Genomic DNA, 12,223 nt, shown 5'->3' with positions numbered 1-12,223 from the left:
TATTATTGAAAGTCTGCCTTTTGCTCTTCTAGATGCTGAGGCGTTTTCTCGAACATCGAGTCGATCAGGCCAGAAACCGTCATCTTCTCTGTTTGTTCCGCTTTCTTGATGTGCTCGTTCACTGTTGCTTTGGACTCTTCTTTGACACGAGCTGTGTCTTCTTCTGTCCAGAGACCTTTCGCTTCCAAATACTTGCTGAAGCGTACGAGCGGATCGCGCGGTGCCCAATCGTTCTCTTCGTCCTTCGTGCGGTATTTGGTCGTGTCGTCCGCCATCGAGTGTGGACGGTAACGATAAGTAATGAGCTCGATCAGCGTAGCGCCTTCGCCGTTGCGGCCGCGCTCTGCTGCCTCGGATACTGCTTTATAGACAGCAAGTGGATCCATGCCGTCAACTTGAACGCCTTTGATGCCAGCAGCAACAGCTTTGTGCGCTACGGAAAGCGCAGCCGTTTGCTTCGCATACGGCGTCGTGATTGCATAGCCGTTATTTTGAACGACGAAGATTACAGGAAGCTTGAATACGCCAGCGTAGTTCAGTGCTTCGTAGAAGTCGCCTTCGGACGAACCGCCGTCACCCGTGTACGTAATCGCAACGCGTTTCTCGCCTTTTTTCTTGAATGCCATCGCTACGCCCATCGCATGAAGCACTTGTGCGCCGATGATGATTTGCGGCATCAGAACATTGACGCCTTCTGGAATTTGACCGCCGTGTTGGTGTCCACGGGAGTACAGGAATGCTTGGTACAGTGGAAGACCATGCCACACGAGCTGCGGCATATCGCGGTAGCCAGGAGCTACGAAGTCTTCTTTATTCAATGCGTACTCACTGCAAACCATCGAAGCTTCTTGACCGGATACCGGTGCGTAGAAGCCGAGACGACCTTGACGGCCCAGGTTTACTGCGCGCTCATCCCAAGCACGCGTGAATACCATACGGTACATTATTTCTTTCAGTTGTTCATCGGACAGGCTCGGAACCAGGTCCGGGGCTACGACTTCGCCTTCAGGCGACAAAATGGACAACGGTGTAACTGGCTCGGACTGAACTTCGTAAGACGGTTGTTTAGTCACCACTTTGCTCATCGCAAACGCTCACCTCGTAATAAAATTTGAATATCACATACCTCTGTTATAGAATAATTATATACCTGTTTCGAGAAAATGGTCAAAGTAAAAACACGATATACCCGCGGTTTTTTAGAGTTTTAGACGACTTTTCATCGAAATTGTATATGTAACAGCAACAATTCAATAGTATTACAGTGTAATACAATGTCACAGTTGAAGCCTAGAAAAGCGCGGACTTCCTATCTATTGTTTACCCATGAGAGGCGCATCTCATGCAGGGCGAAAGGAGCATGTCAACATGGATGACAAATATTTGAAACGAACAGTAAACAAAGAAGTCATAGCGAGTCGCTATTTGCCAGAAGGCGAACGCAAGCTTCGTGTATTTCTGCCACCTGGCTATAATGAAGTGCTTAGCTACCCGGTTGTATACTGCCAAGACGGCGAAGACTTCTTCAATTTCGGACGAGTCGCAACGATCTCCAACCAGCTTATATTAGATGAAGGAATCGAACCGTTCATTGTTGTAGGTGTCGAAGTAGACAAGAAGGTTCGCACGGAGGAGTATTCCCCTGACGGATCGCGGCATGCTGAATACGTACGATTTTTCGCCGAGGAGCTCATCCCTTTTATCGAAAGCAAATATCCGGTTCGTCGCGATGCGGCTTCGCGTCTGCTGGCCGGTGATTCACTCGGCGGCACTTCCTCCCTTCATATCGCATTGAATCATCGTGAGATGTTTACACAGGTGTTGTCGCTGTCAGGTGCCTTCTTCGATTGCTCGCTTGATCTAATGGAGCTCGAAACCGATTTGTCGTGGCTGGACATCTACATGACGGTTGGCTTGCAAGAGGATGCGTACGAGACGATGGATCGCGGCGTGCACAACTTCGTCGAGCTGAATCGCGATGCGCGAGCGCTGCTTGAAGAGCGTGGTGCGAAGGTGTCGTACTTGGAGCGTGACGGTAAACATACGTGGGGCTTCTGGCAGAAGGATCTGCCGGCGGGGCTGGCTCACTTTTTGGATCGATGATCGATGATAATCTCCCGCCAAGTATCAAATAGAATAACAAAAACGCTGGACCATGACTGGTTCCAGCGTTTTGTTGTTGTAGGCATAGAACACATCTGTAACGGTTGTGCCAGGGCTTATTCGACTAGTAGAGCAGAATTCCATCGTCTAGCGGTTGCTATAAAGCTTATTGAAGCATTTTCGCATCAAAATGGTGCTTTCAAACCACCATTAGCGTTTGTCGCATCCGTTAGAATCTGAAATGCTTGTCGTTCAACGCAATAGCCGCTGTGACAACCATTACGTACCTTAACTAGTCGTAACTATAGCTACAAACCGAATATACACAAGAACCCCCCGACATTGGATATCGGGGGTTTCGCACTTGTTATCCAGCTATGTCCTGCTTGATCTGAGCCAGCAGGCGGTCGCAGCCAGTCGAGACAAGCTCGTATACTTCTTCAAAGTTGCCCGTGTAATACGGATCCGGAACGTCCGTTGTTCCGGCTTCGGGCACGAGGTCGAGCAGCTTGAACAGCTTCGCTTCGCCATGCTCGTTTGCCGATAGCCCTTGGCGGATCGCATCGACATTACTTTCATTGCTGTTGTCCATGCAGACAATATAATCGAAATCGGAGAAATCGCGGCCTCTTACTTGACGTGCACGCATGCCTTCGTACGAGATGCCTCGAGAGTCGAGCAGCTTGCGTGTACCTTCATGCGGCGGCTTGCCAATATGCCAATCACCGGTTCCGGCAGAATCGATTCCGATCTCGCCGCTAAGCCCCGCTTCCTCTACCTTGCGTCTGAATACCGCCTCCGCCATTGGGGAGCGGCAAATGTTGCCCAAACAAACGAACAATACATGCTTCAACGATTCCACCATCCTTTTCTAACCAAAGCGCCGATCGGGTTGCCAACTGCTGGCTTGATCGTCTTCTTGCGTTCAAGCTCAACTTGCTTAACTGCCTGATTCTCTTGCGCCTCTTGCGTCGATTGCTGCTGCTCTGGACGATCGTAGACCGATTGTACAAAAGCATGTTTAAGCGAACGGCGCGGCAGGCGCCAGCGGAAGTGTACCGAGAGCATACGAAGGATAATAATGATAACGAATAATGTCAGCAGCTCAATCGTCGATTCGAACCATTTGTTATAAATGCATAGACCTGCGAGCATCGCCCATACTGCATAAATCTCATCCCGCAGCACGAGCGGCTTACGTCCCGCAAGCACATCGCGGATAATACCGCCGCCAATACCCGTCAGCATTGCCGCAACCAGCACCGCACTTACTGGGTGACCGATCTGTGTTGCATACAACGCCCCTTGAATTGCAAAAGCTGATAATCCGATCGCATCGAAGAACGCTTCGCTTCTTCTCCAACGATTCAGCCAGGAGATCGGCAAAATGAATGCGATCGTCATCGAGATGAGCGCAATCTTGAACAGCTCCCCTTGACTCCACAAGGTTGATACAGGAATGCCGATCAACACGTTACGCACAACACCACCGCCAAATGCAGTAACGAGACCTAGCACGAATACGCCGAGAATATCGTACTCTTCCTCCATCGCGACGATGGCGCCGCTGACTGCGAACGCAATCGTACCAATAATACTGAACACGCCAAAAATGTCCATGTCCACTTCCGCTCTCATTGCCTCCGATTCTGTTCGACCGGCGTCCACTAGCCGGTGTCGTCCAAAGATCATTGTAAACGCGTCTTTGCGACAGCGCAAGACGACAATTTTCGTTAACTCTAACGTTTATTTCACGGTATTAATGAAGTGCCTTATAATTCAATCGACATACCTGTTCTCGCGAACTCCACACCTTCTGGCAGAACATAGTCTCGGCGAAGGTCAATATCATGCGACATATGCGTGAACACGGTCCTTGCCGGGCGCAAATCGTTCAGCAGAACGAGTGCTTCCTTCACGTCATACACGGAACGCGTCTCAAACGGATAAGGCTCTTCATAGAAACTTGTTCCTAATATAAGAAGGTCCAATCCGTATAACGGCTTAAGTTCATCCTCCGACAATGCTATCGCATCTGAGCAATAAGCCCACGAACGCCCCGTCCCTTGATGATCGAACCGATAAGCATAGGAATAGCCATTTTTCCCATGACATACTTTCCAGGTCTGCACTTGCCAGCCACCGAACGTCAAGCCGTCATCGGCCTTATTAAATTGAATCTGTCTGTTCACCCACGGGAATCGATCGTTAATCTCATTTATAACTTCTGCAGGCGAATACGCATCGCCCCTTTGCTCTAACCACCGGCACGCATCCGCCCATTCAACCAGTCCGCCAATATGATCAAAATGCGCGTGGGTTATGAGCATCCGTTCTGGCGCACGTACGCCAGCAGCCTCCATCTGACGGCCCCAGTCCGGCCCGCAGTCGATCCACATTTGTCCCAATTCTTCATCTTCGATCTGAAGCACTGAGCGGTATCTACGATTCTCACCTGTTAAGCGAGCTTCATTGCAAACCTCACAGTCGCAATATACGCGAGGAACGCCCATTGAATCCGCTGTACCGCGAAAAGTCAACCTTGTCATGCAGAAACTTCCTCTCATTTACTCTCATTATGCTCATATGAACATGAGAATTTTCTCACTGAACTTTCATAAAACGCCGTAAACCGTGTAGTAGCCACACTTTTCGCGTTTCGTGGAAAACGTTAGGAGATTGTGGCTGTGTTATAGTTAATCCAGCAAAAGCTTAGTCTAACGATGGAGGGACAACATGAACATCAAGAAAACATGGATGAAGACTATCGTCAGCGTCATGCTGGGTGCAACTATCGGCGTTACCTCGCTCGGCTTCGGATTCACAGGTCAAGCATCAGCGGCGACGCCAAAAGCAGAAGAAGTATTAACGACTGGAAAAACGTATCTCGGCATCCCATATCGCTTCGGCGCTCCTAGCGGAGTCACATATGCATTTGATTGCTCTTCGTTCACGCAGTACATATTTGAGGAGAACGGCATCGCGCTTCCTCGCACATCGAAAGAACAGTCCACACTCGGCACTAAAGTCGATAAAGGTTATCTGAGCAAGGGCGACCTCGTTTTCTTTAGTTCTGACAGCAGCTCGACAGTCGCACACGTAGCAATCTACGCCGGCAACAACAAAATTTTGCACGCTTCAACGAGCAGCGGCGTCACGATCTCTAGCCTCGATTCGACGTACTGGTCGAAGAACTACATTACAGCGCGTCGAGTTATTAAGTAATCACGCGTCCCACACATAGCAAGAACGGCAAACACGCTCCATGCAATGACATGTAGGTCCGAGGTTTGTCGTTTTTGTATACCCGCCAATTCATCACTCATCCACATCCTCTAACCAACTATCACATAATAAAGACTCTGCCCACCTAATTCGTCTTCTAACGAATAGGCAAGCAGAGCCTCCGGCCCCAATCACTCGAACGAACTACCCTCTACGATTCGGGAATTGCAGCATAATGGTCGTACCATGTCCTGGCTTACTCATCACATCGATCTGACCCTCATGCAGGTCCACGATACGTTTCGCGATCGATAATCCAAGTCCGACTCCGCCTGTTGCACGGCTGCGCGCGCCGTCGACGCGGTAGAATCGTTCAAATAGATAAGGGATTTCATTCTCAGGTATCCCGATCCCTTTGTCCGTCACGTAAACACGCACCATCTGCTTCACGGAGCTAACGGTAACATCGATCGTGTCCTTACTGTATTTAATGGCGTTATCGATTAAGATTACGAACAGTTGACGGATCTTATCCCGATCGCCCTTCATGAACACACTGCCGTTCGCCGCATTCACCCGTACCGTCCGTCCGAAGGTAACATGCATCATCTCTGACAGCTCGTCCACAATGGGAACAAGATCAAAGGTTTCGAGATTCAGCCAGTCTTCTTGCTCCGCGTCAGCAAGTGTCAGCATCGACTTCGTCAGGTTCTGCAGCCGCTCAACCTCGCGTGCAATCGACTCAATTGCCTCATCGCGAACCGCAGCATCATCTCTGCCCCAACGCTTCAGCATACCCGCATAGCTGCCGATTACCGTTAGTGGTGTCTTCAGCTCATGCGATGCATCAGCGACGAATTGCTTCTGACGAGCAAAGGTCCGATCAAGCCGTTCGATCATTTGATTGAATGCCCGGACTAACTGCTGCATCTCGGCTGAATCGTCCTCGGGCTTCGACTCAATCTTGCGAAGCTTACCGCTTCGATCGATCTCCCGCATCGTTGATACCATCTGCTGAATCGGCGAGGTGAGTCTTGATGTAAACCAATAGGTGCCGAAGATCGCGAATAAAATGGCGCCAGCGCTTGTGACAGCAAGAGCGACAACGAGAATTTGCAAGTACGTATCGAGCGTATTCATCTTACGCATAATCTCGAGACTCGCAACCTGAATCGGTCCTTCGTACAACGGGACCCGCATATACAGCACTCTTTTCCCGCCGATCGTCATTAAGCCCGAATCATGGGATCGGTAGTACACCGCTGGTTGACTGAGCAATTCCTTGTCCGAGCCTTCCTCGCTCCATATATCGCCAGACGGAGCCACGATGCGAATAAGCTCGTTCACATTGTAGAAATCATTCAGCAGTCCGGGGTCCTTATAGGTCGCAAGCTGCTCAGGATGCGTATTCTCCAGCAGCAGCTTCACCTTATCGGTCAGCGACTGCTCTTCGCTACGCGTCGTAATATTAATAACGAACAAGTACACGAAGATGTTGAATAACAGCAAGATGAAGATAATCCAGAAGATCGTGAATAACGTATATCGTTTTCGAAGCGTCATCCATTCGGCTCCTTCAGCATGTAGCCTACACCACGTACGGTATGGATAAGCTTATACCGGAAGCCCTTGTCGATCTTCTGCCGTAAGTATCGGATATAGACGTCGACCAGATTGGTTTCGCCAATGAAATCATATCCCCATACTTCAGACAAAATATCTTCACGCGACTTCTCTTCATTCTTATGCTCTGCCAAATATACCAGCAGTTCGAACTCACGTGGTGTCAAATCAACCGCCAACTCTTTGCGGAACACCTTCCGTGTACGAAGCTCGATCGTCAGATCTCCAACCTTGATTAGGTCAGATCCTTCAGCTTCCTTCGAGTGCTGAGCGAAGATGCGCAGAATGTTCCGGACACGAGCAAGCAGCTCCTCCATGGCGAAAGGCTTTGTGACATAGTCACTTGCACCATGCTCGAAGCCGCTTACTTTATCTGGAACCGTATCTCTTGCTGTCAGCAGAATGACAGGAACTGTGTTCCCGCCCTGTCTAAGACGGCGAAGCACCTCGATGCCGTTCAAGCCGGGAAGCATCACATCAAGCAGCACCAAATCCCAATTGCCGGTTTGCGCCATTTCGAGCCCGGTTCGGCCATCGCCAGCAACACCAACCGTATAGCTCTCATGCTCCAGCTCTAGTTGAAGGACACGCGATATGCCCTCTTCATCTTCAATAACCAGAATTCGTTCATTCAAGTAAGCTTCACCTGCCCTCTCACCCAAGCGTGAGTATTAGATTCATCCATTACTCACGCTTGGATTTCTCTGGAATGAAACGCACTGTGCCGTTTTAAAAGGACGACGATAGCCGTTTCACCTTGTCTCTGAGGTTTATCGCGCAATATACAATTAGTATGCCTTAATGTGGCTGAAGCGACCACGATTCGACATCCCAAGTTTTCGTGACCCAATCTTCATAGAAGTCAGGTTCGTGGGAAACGAGCACGACGGTGCCTTTGAATTCCTTCAATGCACGCTTCAATTCTTCCTTCGCTACAACGTCCAAGTGGTTCGTTGGTTCGTCGAATAGAATCCAGTTGCTCTCGCGCATCATTAGCTTACACAGACGAACCTTCGCCTGCTCACCACCGCTGAGCTGATTCAGTGAACGCGTAATATGCTCGTTCTTCAGTCCACAGCGTGCGAGTGCGGCACGTACCTCGTGTTGGTTCAAGCTCGAGAACTCGTTCCATACATCGTCAAGCGGTGTAAGACCCGGAGCTTTCACTTCTTGGGCAAAATAAGCGGGGTGCAAGAAATCGCCACGATACGTCTTACCTTCGAGCGGCTCAATAACACCAAGGATCGTCTTCAGCAGCGTCGACTTACCAACGCCGTTGCAGCCGACGATTGCGACTTTATCGCCGCGTTCGATGAGAACATCCATCTTGGGCAATAGCGGACGATCATAACCGATCGACAGTCCCTTCGCTTCGAAGACTGTTTTGCCGCTCGTTCTCGCTTCTTTGAAGCCGAACGTTGGTTTCTGCGCTTCTTCCGGCTTATCAATGCGTTCGATACGGTCCAGTTGCTTCTCGCGAGACTTCGCGCGGCCGGATGTCGAATAGCGGGCTTTATTGCGCTGAATAAAGTCCTCCTGTTTCTTAATAAACTCCTGCTGCTTCTCGTAAGCATCAATATGCTGATTTTTATTAATATCCGCCATTTGGAGGAACTTCTCGTAGTTGCCTGTGTAACGCGTCAAGCGTGCAAATTCAAGATGATACACTACGTCAACAACAGCATTCATGAAGCTCGTTTCGTGAGAAATGAGGACAAAGGCATAAGGGTACGATTGCAGATAGTTCGTCAGCCACGTAATATGCTCTTCGTCCAAGTAGTTGGTAGGCTCGTCGAGCAGCAGAACCGTCGGTTTCTCCAGCAGCAGCTTTGCAAGCAGTACCTTTGTACGTTGACCACCGCTAAGCGCAGCAACGTCGCGCTCGAGACCAATCGCATTAAGGCCGAGGCCATTCGCCATCTCTTCAACTTTTACATCAAGCATATAGAAATCGCCGATATCAAGCGCTTCTTGAATTTCGCCCATACGCTCAAGCAGCTGCTCCAGCGTATCCGGGTCAGCATCAGCCATCTGGCCGGCGATATCATTCAGTTCTTGTTCCAATTCCAGCAGCGGAAGGAAAGCATCCTTCAGCACGTCACGAATCGTCTTGCCTGGTGTCAGCTTCGTATGCTGGTCCAAATAACCGTAGCGGACCTTCGGTGTCCACTCTACGCGACCGCTATCCTTCAGAAGCGATCCCGTCAAAATATTCATCAGCGTCGATTTGCCAGTACCATTCGCACCGACGAGTCCGACATGTTCACCAGCCAGCAGCCGGAAGGACACGTTCTTGAACAGCGTCCGATCTCCAAACGTATGTGATAAATCTTCGACAGTCAATAAACTCATGTATTAAACTCCGTTCCCTCATCTAATATAGTTGAATAATGCGCCTTAAAGCATGCACGCGCCGGACTTATTGTACCATATCGAAGCAACGTTGTGGATGACCAAATGCCGCAGATGCTGTCATTTCTCGCCGGATACGACAGCCAACACCTGTTTCAATGAAGCAGTTATTGATTTGCGATAGGCAGATACATCCGTTACCCATCGACCATCCCACAGCAGCTTCATCCATACCTCATGCGGGATATACGGAACGGATGCCGCTGGCTGTTCGGGAAACATGGACAACCAATCGCGTCGCTGCTCAAACTTCACGTCCTTATTCGCAATCCAAAGCACCTTTGCTCCTTCTCCCCGCGCCTTTACAAGCTCAGCCATCAGCTGCCGCAGCCGAACGGCAGACCATCTTGCTGGATTCGGATCAGCTACGATAATAATAGTAGAAGCTCTGCCCATCCAATCAAGGCTGCTTCGCTCATGCCAGCCGGAGGAAAGATCAAGCAGCGTCTTACGAACTGCCGATGCCTGTTCGACGAGTAAGCGGAATGCCGCCTCCTCATCCGCTCGCGAAGGCGGTCTCTCCGGCGACTGACAATACCAATCAATTAACGGCTGCTCCAAGCGGTAATAGACGCCGTCAGATGCAGGATTAATGGTGCCGCCATCGCGAGATCCGTTCAGCCATGCATGCCATTCAGGCGCATAGCCGGCAGACTCTATGGCGGAAACAGCGGCCCCTTCACCCGCCAGCAACCTGGCTAACGTCATGGTCACGAATGTCGAACCCGCTCCAGGTGCCGCCGATAGTACAACCGATAAGTTTGGTAGTCTAGTACTCACGCCGCGGCCACCCAGCATCCGATTCACAGACCGTCCAATCGGCAGGGCATCGGCAAGTACTTCTTCGACCTGACGCATCGAGGGGAAGCGCATAGACGGATTCGCATGCAGCATTCGATGAACCGCTGCAATTAAGGTTGGAGGAACATCGATTGCAAGCTCGTACGAATCAAGCAGTTTTGTATGCGATGAGGTATACGTGCGTCCTCCGCTTAATAGAAAGAAGAGCAATGCACCTAGACCGTACACATCCGTTCTCGCATCGCTCTGACCGATCCCTTCTTGTTCAGGAGCAGCGAAGCCAGGCGTACCAAGCAGAACGGTATCGAAGCGCATACCCTCCTTATAGAATCGCGCAATTCCAAAATCAATCAACCGCACATGTCCGTTCTTATCGATCATGACATTAGACGGCTTCAAATCTCGATGGATGATCTGCGGTGTCTGCTCATGAAGATAAGACAGCGCTCCGCACAACTGAATACCAATGGATACGATCTCTTGTACGGGCATCCTGCCATGATAATGGCTGAGCCTCTTTGCGACCGTTTCCCCATGCACGTAGTCCATAACGACATATTCAACACCTGTTGTATCGGGAGGAAAATAATCGACGATCTGCGGAACGTTCGGGTGGCTCAGTCTCATCAACATGCGGGCTTCTTCCGCGCACATGTCATAGTCAAAGCCTAGACGGCCAGCAGCCTTCACTGCCCGCAGCTTGCCCTGCAATCGGGTGTCCTCCGCCGCGTACACAACGCCCATACCGCCTCGTCCGATTACACCTGCGATTCGGTATCGTCCTCCGATCATCATCCCTGCTTCTAAAGGCATCATACCGCCCTTGTGCATCGAAATCGTATCCATATCCATCCCCTTCCTATTTGAGAACGAGAAAAATCCCGGCAGAGAGCGCTGGTAACAGCACTTCATACCGGGATTCTTTCCCATCACGTTCCTATCCAGTTATGGATTCATTATACGAGCGATTCGACCTCTACGCAAGCCATCACAAAGGCGCCTACGCCGTGAAGATCGTTCTCGCTTGTCGGTCGAGTGACGTAACTATTGTAATCACCTGCTGATGTGCCGATACAAATACCGGTCAACACGAATCGTCCGGCTTCATCCATTTTCACAAAATCGAACAGTCCCTTGTATCCTCGTACCGCCGCTTCAGCGCAGCTCTCCGACACGATTCCAAATTTGACAGCTTTGGCGATGGCATAGATAAACAAGCAAGAACAGGAGGTTTCCAGCCAGTTATCATGCAGATGACCTTTGTCGACGACTTGGAACCAAAGTCCACTATTCGGGTCCTGGAATTGGATAATGGACTGAACGAAGCGGGCCAGCGCTTGCAACAGCTCCGTTCGACCAGCATGCCCCTCTGGCAAGCAATCGATAAATTGCGATAGCGCAAGGCCGTACCAACCAATCGACCGCCCCCACAGCTCCGGCGAGCAGCCGGTATCCGGATCAGCCCAAGACATGCGCCGAGACTCGTCCCAGGCATGGAATAACAGACCTGTTCGCTCATCTGACATAAACCGCCGCATAAGCCGTTCTTGATGCAGCACCATATCTCGCAGTTCATGATCGCCATACGCATTCGCATATTTGAGTGCGAATACCCCGCCCATATAGAGGCCGTCCAGCCACATTTGATACGGATATTTATCCTTGTGCCAGAATCCGCCCTCCGAGTTGCGATTCAACGTATCGAACAAGCGCCGCAGCTTGCTCGCAGCCGTCCGGTATTTGCCCCCTCCACCAACTCGGGCATCGAGATCAAATAACAGCAGGCCAGCTTGAATGGCATCCAACTCGTCGCGAGCGAAATAAAGATTGCCGTTCGCATCCACCAGCTCATCGACATAGCCTTGTATGTAACGCGAATACCGCTCCTCGGAAGCGGCTCTCGCGAGCATTTCCATCCCGCTTAAGAACACGCCCTGGTGATAATGCCACCGGTGTGCCGGCGGCAGCTCGATTGGCGCATAACGACTTATGATGGAATCGCAAGCCGTTGCTGCCCATTCAAGCGGCCGCATTTCATTTGGTCTATTCATAGAAGTTC

The 12,223-nt window shown here is 50.5% G+C and carries 11 protein-coding genes; 2 read left to right on the top strand and 9 right to left on the bottom strand.

The window, feature by feature from the left end; translation table 11 throughout:
• Positions 1 to 2 precede the first annotated feature (2 nt).
• On the bottom strand, positions 3 to 1,073 hold the full coding sequence (gene pdhA, locus DFQ01_RS16180; RefSeq protein ID WP_425452412.1) for a pyruvate dehydrogenase (acetyl-transferring) E1 component subunit alpha: 1,071 nt from the start codon (positions 1,071 to 1,073) through the stop codon (positions 3 to 5).
• 295 nt (positions 1,074 to 1,368) lie between these two features.
• On the opposite strand from pdhA, the gene DFQ01_RS16175 reads away from it, so the two are divergent.
• A complete protein-coding gene (locus tag DFQ01_RS16175) occupies positions 1,369 to 2,103 on the top strand; it encodes an alpha/beta hydrolase (protein WP_110044933.1) in 735 nt (244 codons plus the stop codon).
• Between the two features lie 367 nt (positions 2,104 to 2,470).
• On the opposite strand, the gene DFQ01_RS16170 is transcribed toward DFQ01_RS16175, so the two are convergent.
• The 3 genes from DFQ01_RS16170 to DFQ01_RS16160 all read right to left on the bottom strand — a co-directional run bounded on the left by DFQ01_RS16170 (position 2,471) and on the right by DFQ01_RS16160 (position 4,652).
• A complete protein-coding gene (locus DFQ01_RS16170; protein WP_110044932.1) occupies positions 2,471 to 2,956 on the bottom strand; it encodes a low molecular weight protein-tyrosine-phosphatase in 486 nt (161 codons plus the stop codon).
• Positions 2,953 to 3,741, bottom strand: a complete 789-nt coding sequence (locus DFQ01_RS16165) for a trimeric intracellular cation channel family protein (RefSeq protein ID WP_110044931.1) — start codon at positions 3,739 to 3,741, stop codon at positions 2,953 to 2,955. The genes DFQ01_RS16170 and DFQ01_RS16165 overlap by 4 nt, the downstream gene beginning before the upstream one ends.
• Positions 3,742 to 3,875: 134 nt before the next feature.
• The gene (locus DFQ01_RS16160; protein ID WP_110044930.1) at positions 3,876 to 4,652 is read right to left on the bottom strand and encodes an MBL fold metallo-hydrolase; all 777 of its coding nucleotides are present in this window, start codon (positions 4,650 to 4,652) and stop codon (positions 3,876 to 3,878) included.
• Between the two features lie 187 nt (positions 4,653 to 4,839).
• Between DFQ01_RS16160 and DFQ01_RS16155 the strand changes: the two genes are divergently transcribed.
• Positions 4,840 to 5,328, top strand: coding sequence for a C40 family peptidase (locus tag DFQ01_RS16155; protein ID WP_110044929.1), 489 nt, complete (start codon positions 4,840 to 4,842; stop codon positions 5,326 to 5,328).
• Positions 5,329 to 5,532: 204 nt separating this feature from the next.
• Here DFQ01_RS16155 and DFQ01_RS16150 read toward each other — a convergent pair whose 3' ends face one another.
• The 5 genes from DFQ01_RS16150 to DFQ01_RS16130 all read right to left on the bottom strand — a co-directional run bounded on the left by DFQ01_RS16150 (position 5,533) and on the right by DFQ01_RS16130 (position 12,215).
• On the bottom strand, positions 5,533 to 6,891 hold the full coding sequence (locus tag DFQ01_RS16150; protein ID WP_110044928.1) for a HAMP domain-containing sensor histidine kinase: 1,359 nt from the start codon (positions 6,889 to 6,891) through the stop codon (positions 5,533 to 5,535).
• A complete protein-coding gene (locus DFQ01_RS16145) occupies positions 6,888 to 7,586 on the bottom strand; it encodes a response regulator transcription factor (protein WP_110044927.1) in 699 nt (232 codons plus the stop codon). The genes DFQ01_RS16150 and DFQ01_RS16145 overlap by 4 nt, the downstream gene beginning before the upstream one ends.
• Before the next feature lie 163 nt (positions 7,587 to 7,749).
• Positions 7,750 to 9,303 carry an ABC-F family ATP-binding cassette domain-containing protein gene (locus tag DFQ01_RS16140; protein WP_110044926.1) on the bottom strand — a complete coding sequence of 518 codons (1,554 nt, stop codon included), beginning with the start codon at positions 9,301 to 9,303 and terminating at the stop codon, positions 7,750 to 7,752.
• Between the two features lie 120 nt (positions 9,304 to 9,423).
• Complete coding sequence (locus DFQ01_RS16135) at positions 9,424 to 11,010, bottom strand: serine/threonine protein kinase (RefSeq protein ID WP_174812656.1); 1,587 nt, start codon at positions 11,008 to 11,010, stop codon at positions 9,424 to 9,426.
• Positions 11,011 to 11,120: 110 nt separating this feature from the next.
• Entirely contained in the window at positions 11,121 to 12,215 is a 1,095-nt protein-coding gene (locus DFQ01_RS16130) for a glycoside hydrolase family 88/105 protein (RefSeq protein WP_110044924.1), read from the bottom strand.
• Positions 12,216 to 12,223 lie beyond the last annotated feature (8 nt).

Origin of the sequence: Paenibacillus cellulosilyticus (genome assembly GCF_003182255.1) — a bacterium.
Taxonomy (GTDB): domain Bacteria; phylum Bacillota; class Bacilli; order Paenibacillales; family Paenibacillaceae; genus Paenibacillus_T; species Paenibacillus_T cellulosilyticus.
Note: the sequence above shows the minus strand (reverse complement) of the source record. Positions and strands in the feature narration are given on the sequence as shown.